The 25,717-nt window shown below is 31.9% G+C and carries 20 protein-coding genes and 2 pseudogenes; 8 read left to right on the top strand and 14 right to left on the bottom strand.

The annotated features are described in order from the left end of the window. Positions 1-8 precede the first annotated feature (8 nt). From RHP49_10580 to trkA, 7 genes are all read right to left on the bottom strand, one after another. The gene (locus tag RHP49_10580) at positions 9-572 is read right to left on the bottom strand and encodes an AraC family transcriptional regulator (GenBank protein WNH11352.1); all 564 of its coding nucleotides are present in this window, start codon (positions 570-572) and stop codon (positions 9-11) included. A 57-nt stretch (positions 573-629) separates the two neighbouring features. Beyond that, on the bottom strand, positions 630-1,751 hold the full coding sequence (locus tag RHP49_10575) for an AI-2E family transporter (protein WNH11351.1): 1,122 nt from the start codon (positions 1,749-1,751) through the stop codon (positions 630-632). Positions 1,752-1,855: 104 nt separating this feature from the next. After that, positions 1,856-2,041 carry a CsbD family protein gene (locus tag RHP49_10570; protein WNH11350.1) on the bottom strand — a complete coding sequence of 62 codons (186 nt, stop codon included), beginning with the start codon at positions 2,039-2,041 and terminating at the stop codon, positions 1,856-1,858. Between the two features lie 235 nt (positions 2,042-2,276). Then, on the bottom strand, positions 2,277-2,387 hold the full coding sequence (locus RHP49_10565) for a ferritin-like domain-containing protein (protein WNH11349.1): 111 nt from the start codon (positions 2,385-2,387) through the stop codon (positions 2,277-2,279). A 128-nt stretch (positions 2,388-2,515) separates the two neighbouring features. Next, positions 2,516-2,728 carry a hypothetical protein gene (locus RHP49_10560; protein WNH11348.1) on the bottom strand — a complete coding sequence of 71 codons (213 nt, stop codon included), beginning with the start codon at positions 2,726-2,728 and terminating at the stop codon, positions 2,516-2,518. 266 nt (positions 2,729-2,994) lie between these two features. Then, on the bottom strand, positions 2,995-4,488 hold the full coding sequence (locus RHP49_10555; GenBank protein ID WNH11347.1) for a potassium transporter TrkG: 1,494 nt from the start codon (positions 4,486-4,488) through the stop codon (positions 2,995-2,997). Between the two features lie 27 nt (positions 4,489-4,515). After that, positions 4,516-5,865 (bottom strand): Trk system potassium transporter TrkA, encoded by a 1,350-nt coding sequence (trkA, locus tag RHP49_10550; GenBank protein ID WNH11346.1) that lies wholly within the window; start codon positions 5,863-5,865, stop codon positions 4,516-4,518. Positions 5,866-6,062: 197 nt separating this feature from the next. On the opposite strand from trkA, the gene ubiE reads away from it, so the two are divergent. Then, on the top strand, positions 6,063-6,788 hold the full coding sequence (gene ubiE / locus RHP49_10545; GenBank protein ID WNH11345.1) for a bifunctional demethylmenaquinone methyltransferase/2-methoxy-6-polyprenyl-1,4-benzoquinol methylase UbiE: 726 nt from the start codon (positions 6,063-6,065) through the stop codon (positions 6,786-6,788). Positions 6,789-6,792: 4 nt separating this feature from the next. Beyond that, a complete protein-coding gene (locus RHP49_10540; protein WNH11344.1) occupies positions 6,793-7,521 on the top strand; it encodes a porin family protein in 729 nt (242 codons plus the stop codon). Here the strand turns inward: RHP49_10540 and RHP49_10535 are convergent. Beyond that, positions 7,515-8,240, bottom strand: a complete 726-nt coding sequence (locus RHP49_10535) for an RNA methyltransferase (GenBank protein WNH11343.1) — start codon at positions 8,238-8,240, stop codon at positions 7,515-7,517. The two genes, RHP49_10540 and RHP49_10535, sit on opposite strands and share 7 nt — an antisense overlap. 138 nt (positions 8,241-8,378) lie before the next feature. On the opposite strand from RHP49_10535, the gene RHP49_10530 reads away from it, so the two are divergent. The 6 genes and pseudogenes from RHP49_10530 (at position 8,379) to RHP49_10505 (ending at position 16,780) form a co-directional block, all read left to right on the top strand. Further along, positions 8,379-10,928: a BamA/TamA family outer membrane protein gene (locus RHP49_10530; GenBank protein WNH11342.1), complete on the top strand. Its 2,550-nt coding sequence runs from the start codon at positions 8,379-8,381 to the stop codon at positions 10,926-10,928. Between the two features lie 208 nt (positions 10,929-11,136). Next, positions 11,137-12,204: a class II fructose-bisphosphate aldolase gene (fbaA, locus tag RHP49_10525; GenBank protein ID WNH11341.1), complete on the top strand. Its 1,068-nt coding sequence runs from the start codon at positions 11,137-11,139 to the stop codon at positions 12,202-12,204. 280 nt (positions 12,205-12,484) lie between these two features. After that, positions 12,485-13,341, top strand: a pseudogene (accD, locus tag RHP49_10520) (acetyl-CoA carboxylase, carboxyltransferase subunit beta). Between the two features lie 51 nt (positions 13,342-13,392). Continuing rightward, complete coding sequence (locus RHP49_10515; GenBank protein ID WNH11340.1) at positions 13,393-13,923, top strand: hypothetical protein; 531 nt, start codon at positions 13,393-13,395, stop codon at positions 13,921-13,923. Between the two features lie 154 nt (positions 13,924-14,077). Beyond that, the gene (rpsO, locus tag RHP49_10510) at positions 14,078-14,347 is read left to right on the top strand and encodes a 30S ribosomal protein S15 (protein WNH14412.1); all 270 of its coding nucleotides are present in this window, start codon (positions 14,078-14,080) and stop codon (positions 14,345-14,347) included. A 183-nt stretch (positions 14,348-14,530) separates the two neighbouring features. Beyond that, the gene (locus tag RHP49_10505; protein ID WNH11339.1) at positions 14,531-16,780 is read left to right on the top strand and encodes a polyribonucleotide nucleotidyltransferase; all 2,250 of its coding nucleotides are present in this window, start codon (positions 14,531-14,533) and stop codon (positions 16,778-16,780) included. 259 nt (positions 16,781-17,039) lie between these two features. Here the strand turns inward: RHP49_10505 and RHP49_10500 are convergent. From RHP49_10500 to RHP49_10475, 6 genes and pseudogenes are all read right to left on the bottom strand, one after another. After that, positions 17,040-17,303, bottom strand: a pseudogene (locus tag RHP49_10500) (DUF4982 domain-containing protein). Positions 17,304-17,491: 188 nt separating this feature from the next. Then, on the bottom strand, positions 17,492-17,635 hold the full coding sequence (locus RHP49_10495; GenBank protein WNH14411.1) for a hypothetical protein: 144 nt from the start codon (positions 17,633-17,635) through the stop codon (positions 17,492-17,494). A gap of 956 nt (positions 17,636-18,591) precedes the next feature. Further along, complete coding sequence (locus RHP49_10490; GenBank protein ID WNH11338.1) at positions 18,592-19,794, bottom strand: glycoside hydrolase family 27 protein; 1,203 nt, start codon at positions 19,792-19,794, stop codon at positions 18,592-18,594. A 71-nt stretch (positions 19,795-19,865) separates the two neighbouring features. Next, positions 19,866-20,900: a hypothetical protein gene (locus RHP49_10485; protein WNH11337.1), complete on the bottom strand. Its 1,035-nt coding sequence runs from the start codon at positions 20,898-20,900 to the stop codon at positions 19,866-19,868. Between the two features lie 16 nt (positions 20,901-20,916). Further along, positions 20,917-22,503: a RagB/SusD family nutrient uptake outer membrane protein gene (locus RHP49_10480; protein ID WNH11336.1), complete on the bottom strand. Its 1,587-nt coding sequence runs from the start codon at positions 22,501-22,503 to the stop codon at positions 20,917-20,919. A 12-nt stretch (positions 22,504-22,515) separates the two neighbouring features. Further along, the gene (locus RHP49_10475) at positions 22,516-25,713 is read right to left on the bottom strand and encodes a TonB-dependent receptor (protein ID WNH11335.1); all 3,198 of its coding nucleotides are present in this window, start codon (positions 25,711-25,713) and stop codon (positions 22,516-22,518) included. Between the last annotated feature and the right edge of the window lie 4 nt (positions 25,714-25,717).

The raw sequence follows: 25,717 nt of genomic DNA, 5'->3' as shown, positions 1-25,717 counted from the left end.
AATATTAGTTAGTTTTTTTGTTGTGATATGATTCTTCTTTTTGAAATTATACGCTGAAAAGCAGAAGGTGTAATACCAGTTGTATTTTTAAATTGGGTACTTAAGTGAGCTACACTAGAATAATTAAGCTTAAAAGCTATTTCGGTTAAACTTAAATCTGTCGTTATTAAAAGTTGTTTGGTGTATTCTATTTTTTGAATGATAATAAAATTTTCAATGGATGTATATGTAACCTCTGAAAATAAATTGGAAAGATACCCGTAGCTATGACCTAATTTTTCTGACAAATACACCGAACTTTTAACATTTACTGTAGAGTCATCATTAAAAACCATATCAATAATAACATCTTTTATTTTTTGAACCAAAATACTTTTTTGATTTTCAACTATTTCGATACCATAGTCAATTAAAGTATTATTTAAAGCTTCGTATGTTTCTGAAGGCACTTTTTCTAGCAACTCTATTTCTCCAAAAGCCACAATTTTGTGTTTTATGTTAAGCTCGTTAAGTTTTGTCTCTAAAACTTTTTTACAAATAGTATTAAAATCGAACTTTATAAATAATATCATATAAATTATAATTATTGTAAAGTTAAGAAAGGAATTTGTTTTAACCTCAATTTATTTTTAGGCGTCATTTTTAGTTTTTCTAATACTTTTCCATTTTTTTAAACGTCCCCTTGCTTTACTTTGTAAATGTTTATCTATAGGCTCACCTATAAGAAAACCATAAGCTTCGTATCCTGATGTATTATCAAATAATATTTTTAAAGTTGCCGTAATTGGCAATGCTAAAATCATACCTGTTATTCCCCAAAGCATTGAAAACAAAACCAATGATGTAATAACAACAAAGGCATTAACACTTACTTTAGACCCTGTAATTTTGGGCGTTATAAAATTACCTTCTAAAAATTGAATAAAACCAAAAACGGCAATAACACCAAAAGCATACCAAGCAGAGTCTTTTGTTGCCAAAGCTATAATGGCAGGTAATAACGACCCAATAATAACGCCTATATATGGAATTAATAATAAAAGTGCTGCTAAAAACCCGAAGAAAATCGGATTACCTATTCCTAAAAGCACCAAGCCTAAACTATTTAAACAACCTACTATAACGATAACCTTAAGTAATCCTAATAAATAATTTTGTTGTATTTCATAAATCTTTTTTAAAATGCTATTTATAAATGATTTTGATTTTGACTTAAAAGCTTTATAAAAAAATGTTCTAAAAAAAGCTCTATAGTATAAAAAGAAAAAAATATAAATGGGTATTAAAACTAAATCACCTAAAAGGCTACTAGATTCTGATAAAACGACACCTACTTTATCTAGATTGTCTTTAATAATATTTTCGGCTTTTAACTCCTGATTTGCAAAAATTCGATTATTCCCGATATTAAACGTGTGCTCTATACTATTTACAAACTTATGGAAGAGTTCTGCTAATTTTTGAGAGTAAACCTCGCTATTATCCATAAAATATAGTAACCTAGTACTAATTAAAGCAAAGATTAATGCCGTTATAAAAAACAAAACTATTATAGAAGTAAGGGTTGCAAACAACCTGTTGCATCGCCATTTTTTTTCAAGAAACCTTTGAATAGGAAATATCATAACGCTTAATATTATAGCGAATATTATAGGAACTATAAAAGGTTTTAATACATATAAAATAAAAACCACAGCAATGAGTGCCAATAAACTTAGCACACTGTGGTTTATTTGATTTTTTGTGTTCATATATTATTTTAAAAATTGAAAAACTGTCTAGAGGTTACAAAGCATAATGTAACTAACCAAACAAAAACCACAGTTTGCAACAATTCTAGACAGTATATTAGTTTCTATAAATCAGAAATAATTTTATGCACTTCTTCTTTTGTTTTTCCTAGTTTCTCTTGTAACCTTCCTATTAACTCATCTTGTTTTCCTTCAGCTATAAATAAATCATCATCAGTTAATGTCGCATACTTTTGTTTTAATTTACCTTTAAGCTCGTTCCAATTTCCTTTAATTTCTGTAGTATTCATAATTTAAAATTTTATTGTTTATTTATTTTGTGTATTTTATTAGCACGCAAGCTTTAGATTCGTGTGATTGTAATAGTGCCTTTAAAAAATCGGCTGAACCTATATTCTGTATCTTCCTCAATAGAAGTTATTGTGCTTCTTAATTCCTTTATTACCGTTTCATGATCGTTTAATAATTCTTCAATCATAACTTTTTGCGATGGATTTGTTTCACTTTCTTTTAAGCTCCCATGTTTTACATCGTACCAATAGGTTTTCCTCCTAATTTGCTAATGCGCTCAGCTATTTCATCAAGGTCTTGCTCTAATTCGTTATATTGATTTTCAAATAGTTTATGTAATTCCATAAAACTAGCCCCAATGATATTTTCTGGTTTTAATATAAAGTATCATCGCGTTAGATAATACAACTGTTAAGTATTTAATATTCGATGCAAAATTTTTTTCTGTTATTCAAATTATCTGTTTTCATAATTTAAATTTTTAAAATTTTTTCTCCAACAATACTAATTATGAGCGCAGACAAACCCAATCCTATACTTATGTATGAATTATCATTATTATGTACTTTACCTATATCTAAATCCCCAATACTCAATACAGTTTCAGGAACTATCATAGTATAAATACCGTAAGCTATCAATCCTACTCCTACAATTGTTAAAATTGTTTTTATCATCTTGTTCATAACTTAATAATTTAATGAATTTAAGAATGCTTTACTCTTTGATACAAAGGTAGGATAACAGTAAGCATTTGCTGTTACACAATTTTCACCAATTATTATAGAATTTTAATAATATTCTATTCTATAGTAAAATAAATGTACGATAGGAGCTAAACATCTACATATTAGCTATATAAATAGGTATGAAGGGGATACATTAGTGTTAAAAACACCCTACTTTTCGATATAAATATAATAAAGAATATTAATAACTTAAAAAAAGCAATCTATCTATTACGCCAAAAGAAAGGCGTAAACAAAATAAGTACCGTAAAGAGTTCTAAACGACCAATAAGCATTAAAAAGGAGGCCCACCATTGCGCCAAAAGTGGCAATGCCGCATAATTATTTACAGGTCCAAAATTACCTAGCGCTGGTCCAATATTACCTAAACTAGAGGCAGACAACCCAATGGCAGATGTAAAATCTATATCGAACATAGAAAACACTAAAGCACCTATAATAAATGACAGCATGTATAATATAAAAAATGCTAAAACATTAAATACAATAAACCTGTTTATAGCTTTTTTATTATATCGAACAGGTACAATGGCATTAGGATGAAGCGTACGTTTAAACTCTAAAAAACCGTTTTTAATAAGTATTAAATGGCGTACAACTTTAACACCACCAGAAGTACTACCAGCAGAACCACCTAAAAACATAATTCCAAAAAAGAAAACAGTTAAAAAGGGGGTCCATAATGTATAATCGGCAGTTATAAATCCTGTAGTTGTAATTACTGTTAAGACTTGAAAAAGTGAATGCCTAAAAGCACTTTCACCCTCTCCCCAAACCATTGGATGCGCTATTGAAGATATTGAAACATCTGCTCTAAAATAAATAATAAGTGCAGCAATTATAGTAAAAACAAGTACAAACCTAAAGTACAATTTAAACTCCTCGTCTTTAATAATTTTTTGAACTTTTCCTTTAAATGCAAAGTAACTTAATACAAAGTTAGAACCTGCTAAAAACATAAACAATATAATAATATATTGAATAATAGGTTGACTATTCCAATAAGCAACACTCGCATTTTTTGTAGAAAACCCACCTGTTGACAAGGTTGCCATTGAATGATTTATAGCATCGAAAAAGGACATACCTGCCAGTTTAAGCAATAACGTTTCAGCTACTGTATAACCAAAATAAATAAGCCATAAACGTTTTGCTGTATCTGTAATTCTAGGATGTAATTTATCGGCACTTGGCCCAGGTGCTTCAGCTGCAAAAAGCTGCATACCTCCTATTCCCAATAATGGTAATATAGCTATAGCAAGTACAATAATTCCCATACCACCAATCCAATGAGTTGTACTACGCCAAAATAACACACCTTTTGGCACTGCTTCGATATCATTTAGAATAGAAGCTCCTGTGGTAGTATAACCAGACATGGTTTCAAAAAAAGCATTTGTAAAACCAGGGATACTTTCTGTTAGTAAATAAGGTAATGTTCCCGATAAAGACATAATAACCCAGCCAAAGGCTACAACAATATAACCTTCACGCTTATTCATTTCCTTTTTATGGTTACGAGTAAACAACATCCCTATAACCCCTACAACTAGTGTTAATAAACCCGCAAGAAATATTCTAAATGCAACAGCATCTTCATAAATTAAACTTACAAGAGCAGATAGTAGCATAAAACCACCATTAAACAATAATAGTAATCCTAAAAAGTGAAAAATAATTTTATAGTTGAGTTTCAATTTTTGATTTAAGTTTAATTAAGCAGATTAAAGAAATAATTTTTCAACGCGTTTTATTGATTGTAATAAACAACAAACTACAACACGATCTCCTTCTTCAATCTTAAAATCACCCAGTGCAATCATTCCAACACCGTTCCTAACAACGCCTCCAATAATAGCTGTTCGAGGAAAATTAATATTTTTAATTATTTTATTACAGATAGCTGACGTGCCTTTTACTTCAAACTCTAATAACTCAGCATTTAAGTTATTAAGCTTAGTCATAGCAACAACTTCACCTTTACGTATATACCTGAAAATATTATTTGCTGCTAATAATTTTTTATTGATTAAAGTATCAATACCTATGGAATGAGATAAATCAAAATAATCTATATTCTCTACTAAAGCAATGGTTTTTTTTACACCTTTAGATTTAGCGACTAAACAAGACATAATATTTGTTTCAGAATTTGTGCCTACTGCAATAAAAGCATCCATCTCACTTATGTTTTCTTCTTCAAGCAAATCAACATTACGTCCATCACTATTTATAACGAGTACCTTTGTTAACTCCTCGGCTAAGTCAAATGCTCTATCTCTATCGCCTTCTAATAGCTTGACATTAAATCCTTTTTCACTTAAATCTCTAGCAGTTTTATAGCCTATTTGACTTCCTCCTAGAATCATCACGTTTTTAATTTCTCTATTAACCTTACCGGTAAGTCTACATAGTTCTTCATCGCCACCTTCAGATGTTATAAACACCACATTATCGCCTCGTTTAAACTTAGTATCACCTCTAGGAATAATAGTGAATTGTGTACCAAAACGCTGAATAGCAATGGGTACAAAATGTATTTCAGGAAAAATTTGAGCTGCTTCTTTAACCGTTTTCCCAATAAATGAAGCTGTTTTAGAAAGTGTTAAACCCGCCATGGTTAATGCCCCATCTTCAAACTCGTAATTTTCGTTAAAAGAAGATTGTTTTAAAGACAATTCAATTTCTGAAGCCGCCAAAGCTTCTGGAGAAATTAACTCATCAATACCAAATTTTGTAAACCCGACTTCATCTTTATAATGAATAAATTCAGTATTCGTAATTCTAGCAATCGTTTTCTCAGCTCCTAATTGCTTTGCTAAAACACAAACTGTAATATTAGTTGTTTCACTAGATGTTACCGCTATAAATAAATCACAACTATTAACACGTGCATCTTTTAAAATAGAAATAGAAGTCGCATCGCCTTTAATAACTCTAATATCTAAATGCGTATCGGCGTATGCTAAGCTTTTTTTATTTGGATCTATCAAGGTAATTTCCTGAGACTCATATGACAAAAGTTTTGCCAAATGAAACCCAACTTCACCTGCACCAGCAATGATTATTTTCATTTTTTAAATATAATAAAAAGAAGTTCAAAGATACTATAAATTATAATTGGCAAGCCAAATGAATTTATTAATATAAATTCTAATAATTACTAAAGTAACAATTTAAGCAATAACTAAGTCTCCACAAACTCATTTTAAGCCTCTTTGGAATTTTAAAGTCAAAATAAATTATGTAGGTTTGCGAAAAAAATATAGCATTGTCAAAAATTAAGCCCTACAAAAACAGCGATTTAGGTAAAAAGGAACAAGTTACCAAAATGTTTGATACAATTTCTGGAGATTATGATGGATTAAACCGTGTGATTTCATTTGGAATTGATATTAAATGGCGCAAAAAAGTAGTAAAACTAGTTAAAGAAAATAATCCTGATACTGTTTTAGATATTGCCACAGGAACAGGTGATTTAGCAATAAACCTTGCAGAAACAAATGCCTCAAAAATAGTTGGCTTTGATATTAGTAGTGGTATGCTTGAAATTGGCAAACAAAAAATTATAAAGAAAGGTTTAGAATCTAAAATTGATATGATTTTAGGCGATAGTGAAAATATGCCTTTTGAAGATAATAGTTTTGATGCCATTACAGTAGCTTTTGGAGTTAGAAATTTTGAAAGTCTAGAAAATGGGCTAAAAGAAATTTTTAGAGTACTAAAACCTAATGGCACTTTTGTTATATTAGAAACTTCTATACCAATAAAATCACCCTATAAACAAGGTTATAAATTTTACACAAAAAACATTTTACCACTAATAGGAAAAGTCTTTTCTAAAGACAGAAGCGCTTATAAATATTTATGCGAATCTGCTTCTGTTTTTCCTTATGGTGAAGCGTTGAACAATATTTTACGTAAAATTGGGTTTATTAATGTTGAAGATTTTCCGCAAACATTTGGTGTGGCAACAATTTATAAATCATCTAAGTAGTAACATGAAGCACTTTTTTATATTATTAGCCTTTTTTTTCGTGATTCAAACCACTAATGCGCAGTTATTTAAAAAAGAAAAAGTGACTTATGATGCTAATCAAGGTAAAGGTGGTACTGATAATGATTTACTACGCTGGGGATATTTTTTAGGCATTAATAATTACGACTTTAATTTTGACTATAACCAAGACTTACGCGACATCTATGTAAAAAGAAGTCCAGGATTTAGTGTTGGTTTAATAGGTAATTTACGCATAAATAGTTTTATAGATTTGCGCTTAGAACCAGGTTTACTCATTACGACAAGAGAACTCTACTATAGTCAGACTTATTTTCAAGGTATTGATTTTAAAACTTCTGATTTAACACGAGAAGTTAAATCTACCTATATACACGTACCTCTATTAGTAAAAATTTCTACAAAACGAATTAATAATTTTAAACCATTTATAGTTGGTGGTTTCTCAACAGCTTTGAATTTATCTAGTAACGAAACAAATCCGAATGACAACAGCAATGGGCAATTTAGAACTAAAAAAAACATGCTTTTTTATGAGCTAGGTTTCGGTATAGATTTTTACTTATACAACTTTAAATTCACCCCTTCTATTCGAGGATTATTTGCTATTAACGATGAGCTTATTAGAGACGAAGACCCTAATAGCCCATGGACTAGTAATATTGCTAGTATGAAAACACGTGGTGTATTTATTAATTTTACATTTCAGTAAAGTCTTCGTTTAAATTCACTTAACAAAATGGCGGTTGCAGTAGCCACATTTAAACTTTCAGTAGCTTGTATGTCTCCAAACCTCGGAATTGAAATTTTTTCACTAATAATAGCTTCTACTTCTTTTGACACTCCATTAGCTTCATTCCCCATAACCAAAATACCTGTTTCTGGTAATTGCTTAGTATAAACCGTTTCACCATCCATAAAGGCTCCAAAAATAGCGGCATTACTTGCTTTTAAAAACACCTCTAAATCAACATAACTTATATTAACTCTAGTAATAGACCCCATAGTAGCTTGTATTACTTTCGGGTTAAAACAGTCAACAGTTTCTTTGCTACATACCAAATCTGTAATACCAAACCAATCGCAAAGTCTTATAATAGTTCCTAAATTTCCAGGATCGCGAACCGCATCAAGAGCTACAATAAGCCGATTGTTATTTATAGCTTTAACCTCAGGCATTTTAAAAATAGCCAATGCCTTATTAGGGGTTGTTAAAAAACTAATACGCTTTAAGTCGGTTTCAGTAATTAAAATTTCATCTTTGGCATTAATATTGAATGTTTCTGTCGTATATAATGCATGAAGTTCTAAATGAGACTGTATGAGTTCTTTTATTGTTTTAATACCCTCAACAACAAAAAAACCATGTTGCTGTCTATATTTTTTTTGCTTTAAACTCGTTATTAACTTTATTTGACTTTTTGAAAGCATATCAATTTTATAAAACTATTTAAACATTTTTTTTTGTTTAAATAATGTATTTTTGAACTTATTAAAAATATTTTAATTACAAACTTACAAATACTGTACGCTTTTAAAGTTTAAAACTAGAAAAACTATCATTTTCACTTGAAACAAAAACTCTTAAAAATATTAACACTCATTATAATCACTAATTTTTTTACGTCTTGTGATGCTGTTAAAAGAGTAGCTGAGGATGAGCATTTACTTACTAAAAACACGGTTTTAATAAACGATAAAAAAGTAAGTAATGAAACTATAAACAACCTACTTTATCAAAAACCAAATAGAAAAATTCTTGGTATCCCATTGCGTTTACACATATATAATATGGCACGTCCAAATAGAGACTCCATTTTTGAAGCTTGGTTAGATAAAAATCCAAAACGTAGACAACGCTTAATAAATAAATTTTCAAAAAAACAAGTAGATCAACTTAAACAATCTTCATTAGGATTTAATAATTGGTTAAAAACTACAGGTGAAGCACCAGTTATTATTGATGATGAAAGAACTAAAAGATCTGTAAAACGTTTACAGGATTACCACATAAACAATGGGTGGTTTGATGCTGAAACAACTTATAGCATTGATAAAAAAGAAAACAAACGCGCAGCAATAGAATATCAGACTAACACAGGTAAAGCATTTATTTTAGATACTATTTCTAGCATTGTGGCATCGCCTATAATAGATTCTTTATATAAATCCATCAAAAAAAATTCGCTTTTAAAACCAAAAGAACAATATAAAACCGAAAATTTAGTCAATGAACGAGATAGGATTTCTAACGAATTACGCAACTCTGGTATTTTTCATTTTAATCAGGACTATGTTACATTTGAGATAGATACTATTGGCACAAATAAAAAAGTAAATATTGATGTACAAATTTTAAACAGAGCTATAAGAACCCCTGATTCGACTAGAAGAGAACCTTTTAAAGTTTATCATATTGATGATGTGAATATTATTACCGATTACAAATATGAAAACAGAGGAAAACCATTTCAAGATTCGATAAGATACAACGGTTATAAACTTTATGCATACGACAAAATTAAGTACCGTCCCAAAGCAATTACTGACGCGATGTTTATAAATCCTGGAACCCTATTTAAAGATATTGACAAAACAAGAACTTACAGACATTTAAATGGGTTACGCACTTTTAAATACCCAAATATTGAATATATTGAAAACCCAGACAACACCTTGTCTGACACCATACGCTTAACCCCTTTAAAGAAATTTAGCCTCGTTTTTAATGCTGATGTATCAAAAAATAATATTCAAACTATAGGACTTTCATTAAATCCGAGTTTACTAATTAGAAATATTTTTAGAGGTGCTGAAACATTAGAGGTTTCTGCTATTGGCTCTATTGGCGCTTCAGATGACAAAAACAAAAACAACCTAAACGACCCGTTTTTTGACATCAATGAAATTGGAGCCAATTTAAAACTAACAATTCCGCGATTATTTTCTCCATTTTACACCGAAAATATCATACCAAAATACATGTTACCATCTACCAGAATTAGTTTATCTACTACGAGTCAAACTAATATAGGGTTAGATAAACAAACTTTTAGTGGTAACTTTAATTATAATTGGCTTCCAAACTCTAAAAAAACAAATAAGTTAGATGTACTCAATGTACAATATGTTAGAAATCTTAATGTTGAAAACTATTTTGGAGTTTATCAAAACTCATTTAATTCTTTAAACCAAATAGCACAAGATGTTAGCTACATAGCATCTGATGCTACTTTAAACCTTCCTAATACCGATAATCCTGTAAATGAAGCAAATGCTTTTATAGATTATGTATTAGGTGATACAACTCCTAATGAAGTCTCTGATCTTCAATTAAAAACCGTAAACAGTATAAACGAGCGTAAAAACCGACTTACTGAAAACAACCTAATTCTATCATCTAGCTTTAGCTTCACAAAAGATGAAAGAACAAATATATTTGATCAAAATTTTTCAATCTTTCGTTTTAAATTAGAATCTGCTGGGAATTTATTGGCAAACGCATCAAAACTTCTAGGTGTTAAAAAAAATAGCAACAATCGTTTTGAACTTTTAAATGTAGCATTTTCTCAGTATATAAAAACAGAATTAGATTACATAAAACACTGGGATTTGGGCAACAAAAATGTGTTAGCTATGAGAAGCTTTTTAGGTGTTGCTATTCCTTACGGAAATTCAACAAGCATACCATTTTCAAAAAGTTTTTTTGCAGGAGGCCCTAATGATAATAGAGCCTGGTCTGCTTATAATTTAGGACCAGGAAGCTCTGAAACTACAAACGAATTTAACGAAGCTAATTTAAAGTTAGCCCTAAGTATTGAGCAACGCTTCAATATGTTTGGAAATCTAAATGGTGCCATTTTTATTGATGCTGGTAATATCTGGAACGTATTAGATGATGTAGACGACGAAAATGCGACATTTTCAAATTTCAGCTCATTAAAAGATATTGCTATAGGTTCTGGCATAGGATTACGTTATGATTTTAGCTTTTTTGTTTTCAGGTTTGATATAGGATTTAAAACTTACGATCCTTCTTATAGAGACCAAAATAGATGGTTTAACGATTATAATTTTAATAATGCAGTTTATAATATCGGTATCAACTATCCATTTTAAAATAAAAATTTCTACGGTAATTCCCTTCATTAATAAAAATGAGCTCTTTAACACTTCTCTTTTTTAAACCAAAAATCATATTCAAAACATAAATAACTATAACGTTTTAGTATCTTTTTATTCTTTTCAAGTCACAAAACCACAACTCTTTATTTAAAAAATCATTACTTTTGAAAACTACAAAATACTAATTAATTTATATAGAAAAATGGGACACAATATAAAACCAGGAGTTGCTACCGGAAAAGAAGTACAAGCTATTTTCAACCATGCAAAAGCAAATAATTATGCATTACCAGCTGTTAACGTCATAGGATCGGATACTATTAATGGTGTTTTAGAAACCGCTAGAGATTTAAATGCACCAGTAATTATTCAATTTTCTAATGGAGGTGCTCAATTTAACGCTGGAAAAGGACTAAGTAATGAAGGGCAAAAAGCAGCTATTGCAGGTGCTATAGCAGGTGCAAAACATGTACACACATTATCTGAATCTTATGGTGTTCCAGTAATTTTACATACAGACCACTGTGCTAAAAAATTATTACCTTGGATAGATGGGTTATTAGATGCAAGTGAAAAACATTTTGCTGAAACTGGAAAATCACTTTTCAGCTCGCACATGATTGACCTATCAGAAGAACCTATTGAAGAAAATATAGAAATATGTAAAACCTATTTAGAACGTATGTCTAAAATGGGCATGACTTTAGAAATTGAATTAGGTATAACTGGTGGTGAAGAAGACGGTGTTGATAATACAGATGTTGATGATTCTAAATTATACACACAACCAGAAGAAGTAGCTTACGCATACGAAGAATTAAGCAAAGTAAGTGACCAATTCACTATTGCAGCAGCTTTTGGAAATGTTCACGGTGTTTACAAACCAGGAAATGTAAAGTTAACACCAAAAATCTTAAAAAATTCTCAAGAATATATTACAAAAAAGTATGGTGTTGAAGAAAACCATATTGATTTTGTATTCCACGGCGGATCTGGTTCTACAGTTGAAGAAATTAGAGAAGGTATTAGCTATGGTGTTATAAAAATGAATATTGATACCGATTTACAATATGCCTTCATGAGTGGTATTCGTGATTACATGGGAGAAAAGGCCGATTATTTAAAAGGACAAATAGGAAACCCTGAAGGAGCCGATGTACCAAACAAAAAATATTACGACCCACGTGTATGGTTACGTGCAGGAGAAGTTACTTTTGTAGAGCGTTTAAAAAAGGCATTTGAAGATTTAAACAATGTAAATACTTTATAGAAAGGTTTTATTACAAAAAACAATTAAAGGCTCTGAGAAAACAGAGCCTTTATCGTTTATATAAAGCACTAAAAACAAGATTATTACAATTAAAAAAAACACCCCACTTCAATAAAAACACAAGGGCGTTACCACAAAACTAAAAAAAGACTTAATTTTGTAGTCAGGCTTTCTGCCGTTTTCATGCTTGTAAAAGCAAAAAATTACGCAGCAATCCTTAATCCAAATAGCGTTGTTATAATAAACAAATAACGTCGTAAACTAAAAAAGGTAAATTAATATGTCTTGGTTTAAAAGAAAAACAAAAGGAATTACAACTACCACTCAGGAAAAAAAGATACCCCAAAAGGATTGTGGTATAAATCTCCAACTGGTAAAATTGTTGATGCAGAAGAATTAGAAAAAAACTTTTATGTAAGTCCAGAAGACGGTTACCATGTTAGAATAGGTAGTAAAGAATATTTTGAAATACTTTTCGACGATAATAAATTTAAAGAACTAGATGCCAATCTTGAATCTAAAGACTCTTTAAAGTTTGTTGACACAAAAAAATACCCTGAACGTTTAAAAGCAGCTCAAGAAAAAACCAATTTAAAAGATGCGGTTAGATGTGCTGTTGGAAAATCTAAAGGAAAAGATTTAGTAGTAGCTTGTATGGATTTTGCCTTTATTGGTGGTTCTATGGGAAGTGTTGTTGGAGAAAAAATAGCCAGAGCAGCAGATTACTCTTTAAAAAATAACATCCCTTTAATGATTATATCAAAATCTGGAGGAGCTCGTATGATGGAAGCGGCTTTATCATTAATGCAATTAGCTAAAACATCGGTTAAATTAGCACAATTAGCAGATGCTAGCATACCATACATTTCATTATGCACAGATCCAACTACAGGAGGAACAACAGCATCATTTGCTATGTTAGGAGATATTAACATTAGTGAACCAGGAGCTTTAATTGGCTTTGCTGGTCCAAGGATTGTTAGAGATACAACTGGTAAAGAATTACCAGAAGGCTTTCAAACTTCCGAATTCTTACTAGAACATGGTTTTTTAGACTTTATTACATTGCGTAAAAACTTAAAAAATAAGGTGAATCAATATCTTGATTTAATATTAAATCAACCCCTAAGAGCATAAAAAACGACAAAAGAGTTTTTATCAATTTTTTAGCTACCCAAATCTTACCTTATGAGTCTAAAAACCAACATTGTATTGCTACTAATTTTAACTGTTTTTAATTGTAGTGAACTTGACAAATTAACTGAATTTGATATCACTAAAGATTTTAATACCACAATTGAAATAGCCATTCCAGATAATAATGGCGGTAGTTCATCATCGTTATCAGAATCTACTACAATAGATATTTCTACAAATGAAGAAATTAAGAAAAATTTAGATTTAATTCAGAATATAACGATCAACACGTTAACGTATGAAATCTCTAATTTTACTGGTGCAGAAAACGCAGCTATTACAAATGCATCATTTAATATAGGCGAAATTTCTATTGCAGTTAACGATGTTAACCTTAAACAATCAGACGACAACAATACGATATACAGCATTGATGATACTAACCAATTAAAAAGTATTGCAACGTATTTAAAAAACAATACGTCTGTTACAATTACAATATCGGGAACACTAAGTGCAACACCTGTAACTTTCGATGTTATAATTGAATTAGATTCTACATTTACAATTGATGTCATTTAATTTTTTTCAAAACTAAAAAAACACCTGTTCAGTTTTAAAAACTTGGCAGGTGTTTTTTTAGTTTATAACACTTGCAAATCACTAAAATTTACTATATTTGCCGCTCGAAAGAAAGGCTTTCGTGTACATAACAATCATTTACAATAATATTAGCATGTATTTATCAAAAGAAGCAAAAGAAGAAATGTTTGCAAAACACGGTAAAGGAAAAAACGATACCGGTTCTGCTGAAGGACAAATTGCGTTATTTACGCAAAGAATTAATCACTTAACAGAGCACTTAAAAAACAATCGTAAAGATTATAATACTGAGCGTTCGTTAGTAAAATTAGTAGGTAAAAGAAGAAGCTTACTAGATTACTTAACGAAGAAAGATGTCTTAAGATATCGTGCCATAGTAAAAGAATTAGGATTAAGAAAATAATAAAAAGAGGCTGTAAAGCCTCTTTTTTGTTTAAATATAACTCAATCGAAAGAGTATAACATTCGAAAATTATGAATAAGCAGATCCTGATACAAGTTCAGGATACATAGTTTTTCATTGGTCACACACAACAACTACACACAACAACACAACGACCATTGTTTAATTAGAATTAAAAAATTTATGATTCCAAAAGTTTTTAGAGAGGTTATAGACCTTGGTGACGGTAGAGAAATTTCTATCGAAACTGGAAAATTAGCAAAACAAGCGCATGGTAGCGTTGTGGTGCAATCTGGAAAATGTATGTTACTATGTACAGTTGTTTCCAATTACAAACAAGCAGATGTTGATTTTTTACCGTTAACGGTAGATTACAGAGAAAAATTTGCTGCAGCAGGACGTTATCCTGGAGGTTTCTTTAAAAGAGAAGCTAGACCAAGTGATGGCGAAGTTTTAACAATGCGTTTAGTAGACCGTGTTTTACGTCCGTTATTCCCAAAAGATTATCATTCAGAAACTCAGGTGATGATTCAGTTAATGTCTCATGATGATGAGGTTATGCCAGATGCTATGGCAGGTTTAGCTGCATCAGCGGCTATTCAATTATCTGATTTTCCTTTTGAATGTCCAATTTCTGAAGCTAGAGTTGGCCGTGTAAATGGTGAATTCGTTATCAATCCAACTAGAGCTCAATTATTAGAATCTGACATCGATATGATGATTGGTGCTTCTGCCGATTCTGTTATGATGGTTGAAGGTGAAATGGATGAGATTTCTGAAGAAGAAATGACTGAGGCAATCAAATTTGCTCACGAAGCTATTAAAGTACAATGTGCTGCTCAAGTAGCTTTAGCTGAGGCTTTTGGCAAAAAAGAAGTACGTGAATACGAGCCAGAAAGAGAAGATGAAGAGCTAGCTCAAAAAATTCATGATATGGCATACGACAAAGTATATGCTGTAGCAAAAGCAGGTTCTGCTAAACATGAAAGAAGTGCTGCATTTGCTGAAATTAAAGAAGCGATAAAAGCGACGTTTTCTGAAGAAGAATTAGCAGATATTGGTGGATTAATTTCTAAATATTATAGTAAAGCTGAAAAAACAGCGGTTAGAGATTTAACATTAAACGAAGGTTTACGTTTAGATGGTCGTAAGACTGACGAGATTAGACCAATTTGGTGTGAGGTTGATTATTTACCATCAACTCATGGTTCAGCTATCTTTACACGTGGAGAAACTCAAGCCTTAGCAACGGTTACTTTAGGAACAAGTAGAGAAGCTAACCAAATAGACATGCCATCTTTTGAAGGTGAAGAACGCTTCTATTTACACTATAACTTCCCTCCTTTTTCAACAGGTGAAGCAAGACCTATACGTGGAACATCTCGTAGAGAAGTTGGACACGGTAACTTAGCGCAACGAGCTTTAAAAGGTATGGTTCCTGAAGATTGTCCTTATACTGTTCGTGTAGTTTCAGAAGTATTAGAATCTAATGGCTCGTCTTCTATGGCAACTGTTTGTTCTGGTACAATGGCGCTTATGGATGCTGGGGTTCAATTAAAGAAACCTGTTTCGGGTATTGCTATGGGACTAATTACAGATGTTAATTCTGGAAAATACGCTGTATTATCTGATATTTTAGGTGATGAAGATCACTTAGGAGATATGGACTTTAAAGTAACTGGTACTGCCGATGGTATTACTGCTTGCCAAATGGACATTAAAGTAAAAGGATTATCTTATGAAATTCTTGTCAATGCGCTAAAACAAGCACGCGATGGACGTATACACATTTTAGGTAAATTAACAGATACAATTGCTGCTCCTAATACAGATGTTAAAGAACATTCTCCAAAAATGATTACCAGAAGAATTCCTAACGAATTTATTGGTGCATTAATTGGTCCTGGTGGAAAAGTAATCCAAGAATTACAAAAAGAAACCAATACAACTATTGTTATTAACGAAGATCCTGTTACTGAAGAAGGTATTGTTGAAATATTAGGTGTTGGTAATGAAGGTATTGATGCTGTTCAAGCAAAAATAGACTCATTATTATTTAAACCAACTGTTGGTAATGTTTACCAAGTAAAGGTTATTAAAATGCTTGATTTTGGTGCTGTAGTAGAATATATTGATGCTCCAGGTAACGAAGTTTTATTACATGTAAGTGAATTGGCTTGGGAACGTACTGAAAATGTAACAGACGTTGTAAATATGGGTGATGTTTTTGATGTGAAGTACTTTGGTGTAGACCCAAGAACTCGTAAAGAAAAAGTATCTCGAAAAGCTATTTTACCAAAACCAGAAGGTTATGTAGCAAGACCACCTAGAGAAAACAATGATCGTGGTGGACGCGACAACAGAGGTAGAGATAATCGCGGACGCGATAACCGTCGTGATGATAGAAAACCTAGAGAAGACAAGAGAGATTAAATTCTTTTAAATCTATAATTTATTAAAGCCTGTTTCAAAATTTGAAACAGGCTTTTTTATGTGTATTTACGCGCAAATTATGATTTGAAATTAAAGAATACATTAAGGCCATTGAAAATGTTAAATGGAGTAAAACACACAAAACATTTTATATAAAACACACCGTTTAAATAAACATAAACTATACCAAGCATTGAGGCTTAAAAATTAGTATGTAGCCTTTATTCAGGACGGTTATCTGTTGGCTCAACGGTTACCACTACAACATTGCTGTTCGTTTGGTTTTCTTTATCAATAGAAAGCTTAATATTCTCAGTATTTTTAGTTGTTTTCTGAATTTCAGAAAGTATTTTTTGCCATTTTTATAACCAATCACCTCAAGAGTTCCTGGTATATATTTTACCTTCCATTCTAAATGTTCGTATTACTTCATTTTCTTTTTGCCTAAGCTTTTTTTGTTCAGGAAAAATTCTACTTCATCGCAATTTGAATAGACCTTAACATCGATTTCCTTGCCTTCCATTCCACTCCAGTTCCAATGTGGCATAATGTGTAAAACAGGTTCATTTCCCCACCAGGATTTCAAATAAAACACATTGTTTTTCGGGAAACCGCAAACATCCATCATCCCAAAATAAGAAATTACAGGTGGACAACCGTAAGGCGTTGGTTCTCCGCGATAATCAAATCCTATCCAAAAAAATATTCCTGCTAAATATGGACGGCTGCATAAAATTTCCAGCCTTCTTCCATCGAAGCATTAACACACACAACAATTGTATTTTCACCACTATAGTTCACATACGCGGTAACATCATATTCAAAACCATTATAACCACTTTCTTTATTTCCGATAAAATATCCGTTAAAAAATACTTTTGAATTTCTAAAAACTCGATCGAATTTTAAAGAAATAATTCATCCTTTATCTGATTCTGGAATATTGTTTTTTTTCGGTACCAACCTATGCTTTTTTCAGGAAAATTTTTCCCAGCAGTTTTAAACCCATGACTAAAACTGGCTTTTTCACTAAACGATTGCTCTACAGTCCAATCGTGAGGAAGATCTCATTTTCGCTACGATCTATCATCAAATCCCTGAGTTGCTGAACCATGTCCAAATCTGATTTGGCTAAATAGAAAAAATAGCCTGTTGCAGATTAAAATCTTTTTTAGTATTATATAAATGACCAAACGAAAAACGCCAATCTTTATCAATTAAAATCAGATCTCTTTCGGTTTACTTTTGTGCCGAAATACAAAAAGATATTAAAAACACTAAAAAGAAAAAAAATCGATTACGAGAAATAGATTTCATAAATAATTCCAGTTAATTTGATAGTTCCGTAAAGGTGATAAATAGATCATTTGAATTATTTGAAAAGATTGAAGCCGTTAAAATTCTCCAAAATAACTAATGTCTATCCATATTTTTGATGTTTTGTGCCTTCTAAAAAAGCTGAACATGTTTATTGTTAAAGCTTTTGGGGACAACCAATTTTTTCATACCATGCAACACCTTCTTATTTATAGACACTATTAAGGTGCATGGTGGTAGTGTCTTTATTGTGAATGCTTTTTTTTATCAGTATTTGTAGTTTCAGGTAATTCAACAACCTCATTTAAGTTATTGTTGTACTATTTTTTTCTATTTATACATCAAGAACAAATTGCCATTCGCCATCAAGATTTATATAGGTTTTATATTGTTCTTGTTCTGTGTTGCAAGAACCACTTAAGGTTATAAAAAAAGCAAATAAATATTTTTCATCCCCTTATATCTTATGATTTTTTGAACATTATTGATGTCCTTTATTTATTCAAAGTAACCATCAAAACATCATGAGGTTCTATTCTTGCTTTTAAATTGGTTGAAGTATCCCCTAAATTTTTATGATTAAATAAATCTCTAATTTGAAAGGTATTCTTTATCATATCTACATAACGTCCGTTGACATCATCTCCAATGTCATGATTTTTCCAATCAAAAACAAAATCTAAAGGATGGTTACTCATGTTTACAAACGTCAAAGCCCATTGGTTGTTGTCAAGAGGTTTTATCCATATTTCCATATTGTTTTCATTAGTAAAACGAAATCCTTGAATTCCCAATTTATCTTGATTCACATTAATGACTTCTTTATTAGAAAGCGTTTTAATAGTTTCTTTAGAAGCCGTTCTTAAATCATTCCCCATTATTAATGGAGAAGCTAACATGCTCCACATAGCAAAATGACTTCTATCCTCTGCATTTGTCATACCATTACCAACTTCCATCATATCGAAGTCGTTCCAGTGACCGGGACCAGCTGATTTCCGGATTTCTTTTCTCATATTGATAATTTTCCAAACTCCTGAAGAAGACCATGAACCATGACCAACTTCGCAATCCCAGCAATTAATAATATCTCCTGTGACACGCCATAAATGTCCAACATCTTTTGCCCATTTCCAGGGTTCATTATCACCCCATTCACAAATACTAAAAACCACAGGTCGTCCTGCTTTATATAGAGCATCGCGCATAGTGGTATAAGCACTTTCTGCATTGATTTTACCTGTATCGCACCAATCGTATTTAAGGTAATCAATATCCCATGAAGCATAGGTCTGAGCATCTTGATACTCATGCCCACGGCTTCCTGGGTAACCCGCACAAGTAGTGGCTCCAGCACAATTATAGAGTCCGAATTTTAAGCCTTTAGAATGGATATAATCCGCCAAATGTTTCATTCCGTTAGGAAATTTTTCAGGGTCGGCAACCAGATTGCCATTTCCATCACGTTCTTTAGCCATCCAGCCATCATCTAAAACAATGTATTGGTATCCAGCATCCTTAAGGCCTAATTCAATAAATTTATCGGCAATTCCTTTTACCAGAGTTTCGTTGATGTCTGTACCAAAGGTATTCCAGCTGTTCCAACCTTGAGGTGGTGTTTGAGCTAAATTTTCAAATTTTTGCGCATTGCTAAATACAGCTATTAGTAATACTAGTATTTGTGTTATTTTTTTCATGGAAATAAATTAAAAAGAGCCCTAAAAAAGTATATAGGGCTCTAAAGCTGACTAAATAAAAACTAATTATTCTATTTTAAAATAAAACCAAAATTATCAAAATAATATTCCCCACCGTTACCAGTAAATTCTTGAAATGATATATTTTGAACATGACCAGCATTAAGCAAATCAGCCCATGTAAAATAATACTCTTTCCATTCTGATGTAAGCGTAATAATAGGTGCTGTGTCATCACTCCAGTTTCCATTGAAAACTAATTTTATTTTAGAGCCTTCAGGGCCTTTTAAAGACATTCTAATACCAGCATAATCTGCTATTTGATCGTCCCAACCCCAATTTCCTTGAACATTGTCCCAACCCCCCATATTTTTCTTAAAATAGGTTCTACCTTGTGCAGCATCATCATTGGTTTCATAAACTTGGTTGTTCCAAGCTTCAACAGTCCATCCATTATACCAATCATCATCATAAATTGCTGTTCCGACGGCATAGGTAGAGGCTACTGAACCAGAAATAGTTGTAACAGTTATATATTGATGATTTGATCCTGCTGGAGCTTTAACTACAATTTCTGTTAATGTATTAGAAACTACTTCAGCTTGAATTGACCCAAATGTTACAACAGGGTCTAAAAAGAAATTTCCATAGATGGTGATTTCATCACCATCAGCTGCATTTACCGGATTAAAACCTCTTAACATTTGAGGTCCTGGTGGAGCAATAACAAATGGATATATAACGGTACCTCCTGCAGTAACAATTTTTAATTCACTTGATGCATTTTCATAAGGTGTATTTTGGTCAATATTTACAAAAATAGCAGTATCGGTAACTAATGTTGGATTAAAATAGGTATCGGTATCATTAAAATATATTTTTTCAATAGATGTAAAACCTGCCCCCTTAATAACATACATATTATTAGCATAACCAACATTTGTAGGCGTTAAATCTCCTTCTTCTGCTTTGCTTACTGAATTAATAACGGGAGATACAAAAGACGCACTATCATTGTCATCGGTTGAACAAGATGATAGAGAACTGACAACTATTGACGCCATTATAAAAAAGGCCAATATGTTTTTTATTTTTAAATTTTTCATAATCATTATATTAATGTTAATTAAAAGTATAAGGAACAGGATCTTCTAATAACTTTGGGTTTTTTGCTACATCATTATCAGGATAATCTATATAAAAATCATTAGCGGCATGGTCTGTAGCAGAATAAGTTGGGGTATAGTTTTGTACTCCATATTTATCTCCTCTATTTTGAGCAGATATAATATCAATGGCATCAGATTTATCAATTCTTCCAAGGTCAAACCAATAATCACCTTCAAAGCATAATTCTAATCGTCTTTCCTTAAAAATATCATCAAACGTGATTGACGTCTTACTTGGTAAACCCGCTCTGTTTCTAACAGCATTAAACGAGCTTAACGCTGCGGCGTCAGAAGTACTTGCACCTCCTGCCAGAACAGCTTCAGCATGAATAAGAAGTAATTCTGCATATCTCATAATATATTGGTTGTTATCCATCATGGCCCATGCATCGGCGGGACCAGTTGCTTCAGAAACTCTACCTATACAGTATTTTTTAATACCTCCACCTGAGGCTTGTGCATTATCTTCATCAGGCACTGTAAACCCTACACCATTTGAGGTATTCATATTTGGGTAAGTATCGCCAGGAACCATAATGGTTTCATGTTTTCTTAAATCAACTGCATCATATAAGGTAAATATGTCTTGCGAAGGCCCCATAACGCCTCCATAGGAAGCATTTGATGTAGAAACGGTATTAGAGCTTATTCCAAATTGCGTATTACTGTTATTTGCAGAACCATAATTTCCATCACCTTTCCATTGAATGGCAAAAATAGACTCTTCATTATTGTTGTTTTTGTACAAGAATAAATCTCCAAAAGACATAGAAGGCAACTCGCTACCGCCTAACAACTTAAACTCATGACTATTAATAACTTCCTCTGCAATTGTTTTTGCATTCTGATAATCTTTTTGATATAAATACACTTTAGCTAGCATCGCTTTAGCAGATCCTTTAGAAACTCTACCATTTTCTCCATAGTTTGTGCTTCTAACTTTACTTTTCAATTTGCCTGCAGCATCTTTATAATCATTTACGATAAATGTATAAATGTCTGACACAGGGTTTGTGTTTATATATGGATCATTCGAGTAATCTAAATTATTCTCAATAATAGGAACAGGTCCCCACATACGTACTAAATAAAAGTAAGCTGTAGCTCTCATAAAATAAGCTTCACCAATAGCATTATCTATTACATCTTGATCTACATCTGGACCAACACGTGATTCTAAGAAATTAATGAGCGCATTTGCTTGCGCTACATTAGCCCAAAGCGAGGCCCAACCATTTGCTAGTTCAGGATCACTTCCGTTTAAAGAGAATGTTCTTAATCCTGCAACATCAGGAGAACCAGAATACATATTTCCAGAACCAATTTCTAGTACCCAGAAAAACTTGTTGCATAACTGAAACCAAGTTCTACTGTACATTCCGTTTGTTGCAGAAACCACTTGATCATTGGTATTATAATAAGCATCTAAACTTATTGAATCTTCTGGAGGTCTATCTGTAAAGTCATCAGAACATGAAACAAAAACCAGAAATAATATTGCCACACTAAGCAATTTATATATGTTAAATAAATTTTTCATTTTCATTTTTTTTTAAAATTCTACGTTTACACCTATTGAAAAAGTTCTTGGAGATGGGTATCTTCCATTATCTATACCTGACAAAAGGGGACTTTGATTAAAGGAACCAATTTCAGGATCGTAACCAGAATACTTAGTAAAAGTATATAGGTTTTGGGCAGAACCATAAATTCGTAATCTAGACATCTTAAATTTTTCTAAAACATCTTGCGGTAAAGAATAGCCTAAGGTTAGGTTTTGCACTCTTAAGTAAGAACCATCTTCAAGATAACGACTGGAAATTAACAAATTACTATTAGCAGTATCGGCAATTGGTCTTGGCACATCTGTATTTGTATTTGTTGGTGTCCAATAGTTCATTGCCTCCTCTAGTTGATTTTCATATAAAGAAGCATTTTTTGTACCTGCTCTTCTTGTTAAATTCATAACATCATTACCATAAGAGCCTTGCAAGAACAATGACAAATCAAAATTCTTATACTTAAAGTTATTAGTAAAACCAAAGGTGAAATCTGGATGCGGACTACCAATAAGTGTTTTATCAGAAGCATCAATTACACCATCTGGAACACCTTCAGGACCACTAATATCCTTGTATTTTACATCACCTAAATAAGTTTCACCTGCAGCAGTACCTACTGGTTGACCAAATTGAAGAGGCGCACTATTAAGCGCGTTTAAATCGTTAAAAAGCCCTTCAGCAACATACCCATAAAACATGCCTATTGGTTCACCAACAATGGTATTTGTAACCACAACTGGCTGATAACCATTAGTATTTACTTGTTGTGTTAAAACAAGTCCATCTTGTATTTCTTTTAATTTGTTAGAGTAATGTGAGAAGTTCAAAGAAGTATTCCAACTAAAATTTTCGGCACTCAAATTATATCCTAAAGTTAATTCATAACCTTTATTCTGCATAACTCCAAGGTTTGAATAAGGAGCAGAAATCCCTCCATATTGACTACCGCCTCCTGTTAAATAATCAGGTAGTGGTACTTGAAATAAGAAACCTTCAGAAGTCTTATCATAGACATCAAAACTAAAAGATAACTTTGAATCAAAAAGGGTGAAATCTATACCCGCGTTTGTTTGATTTAAAGATTCCCAAGTTAAATCAGGGTTTGGAGAATTTGAAACCAAAAACCCACTTCCTAAACCAGAATTTTGTGTATTCAACAAGGCTGTATAACGATTATTCTCTATTTGCTGATTACCTGTTTCTCCATATCCAAGTCTAAACTTAATATTGTCAATATAATCTTTAGTGCCTTCCATAAATGATTCATTAGATAATTTCCATGAACCTGATATAGCTTTAAAAATCCCTGTTTGATTACCTGTAGTAGGATCAAATTTAGAAGAAGTATCTGATCGTATAGAAGCAGTTAAGCTGTATTTATTATCAAAACTATAAATTAAACGAGAAAAATATGAAGAAATAGATGCACCTCCCTTATAACCTGTTACCGTATTATTATCTACATCTGCTAAATTTATAGTATGATTTTCGTTAGTTTTAAAACCATTTGAAGAGGTAACAACTCCTTCCCAATGACTATCATTAGCTTCTTGACCTAACAAAACAGTAAAACTATGCTTATCTATCGATTTATTATAGGTTAACAAGTTTTTTATGTTTGTTGAATACCAGTTTTGGTTTCTAGTATCTAAATCTGCCGTAATGTTTTCTTGAGACCCCCATTTATAGGATGGTCTAAAATCTTCATTCTTTGAAAACTCGGTATTTGCCGAAATTTCAACACGATATTTTAATCCTTCAATAATAGAAAATTCAGCATATACATTTCCTAAAAAGTTTTTTCGAACTAATTTATTATCTCTTGTTAGTGCTTCAGCAACTGGGTTATAATATGTAACACTTTGATCTGAGCTTGGTGGTCCAGCAAAAGAACCATCGGCATTTCTTACTGGAATATCTGGAGATTGAAGTAAAGTATTACTAATTAAACCTGTAAAGCTTTGATTAACAGTAACCTTTTCGTTGGTTATACCTGCAGTTAAATTGGCGCCAACTTTTAGCCAATTTTTAACTTTAGAATCTACATTTAACCTAACCGTATATCGTTTAAGGCCTGAATTAATAATAGTTCCTTGCTGGTCTAAAAAACTTGTTGATAGATAATAATTTGTTCCTTCATTTGATCCTGAAAAAGACAATTGATGGTTCTTAGCTAGAGCAGTTCTATAAACTTCATCTTGCCAATCGGTACCTAAGCCTAATAATTCTGGATGAGAAAACTCGTTACGTGTTTGAAATCCGAATAGTTTTGCAAGTTCAGTTTTGTTTTTAGCAAACTGCTGCAAATTCATTACATTAAGATTTTTATAATTACTTACAATGGATGTATAACCTTCATATGCAATTTTACCCGTTCCTTTTTTACCAGATTTTGTAGTAATTATAATAACTCCATTAGCACCTCTAGATCCATAAATAGCAGTTGCCGAAGCATCTTTTAGAATATCAACAGACTCAATATCATTAGGATTAATCATAGATAGCGGGCTAACTGCATTATTCCCATTACCTCCAGTAGAAGAAAAACCATCTTTACCAACTAGCGGTTGACCACTTGTAGATTTTCCTGTAGCATCACCCGAAATAGGAACCCCATCAATAATATATAAAGGTTCATTGGTTCCTGTTAACGACGTTGTTCCTCTAATTCTAATAGACGCCGCTCCCCCAGGCGCACCTGAATTACTAGTAACACTAACACCAGCTGCTTTTCCTTGTAACATTTGGTCTAATGATATTTGCTTTAAATCTTTTAAATCTTCAGAATTTACAGATGAAATAGAACTATTAACATCACTTCTTTTTTGAGTTCCGTAACCTATTACAACAACCTCATCTAAACCTTCAAGTTTTTCAATTAAAGTCACATTGATAGCCGATTTTCCAACAACCTTAATTTCTTGAGTTTCAAACCCCAAAAAGCTAAAAATCAAAGTTCCATTAGTATTTGCTGAAATAGTATAGTTACCATCAAAATCGGTCACTGTTCCATTGCTGGTACCTTTTTCAAGGATACTTACCCCAGGAAGGGTTATTCCATTAGAGTCGCTTACAATTCCTTTAACTTGAATTTGAGCTAAAGTAATTTGAGCTACTAGAAAAAATAATAACAGTGGTAAGTAATGATTTACACCACCATGCATATTTTTAAAAATTGTTTTTCGCATGTCT

The sequence above is a fragment of the Flavobacteriaceae bacterium HL-DH10 genome (genome assembly GCA_031826515.1).
Taxonomy (GTDB): domain Bacteria; phylum Bacteroidota; class Bacteroidia; order Flavobacteriales; family Flavobacteriaceae; genus Thalassobellus; species Thalassobellus suaedae.
Note: the sequence above shows the minus strand (reverse complement) of the source record. Positions and strands in the feature narration are given on the sequence as shown.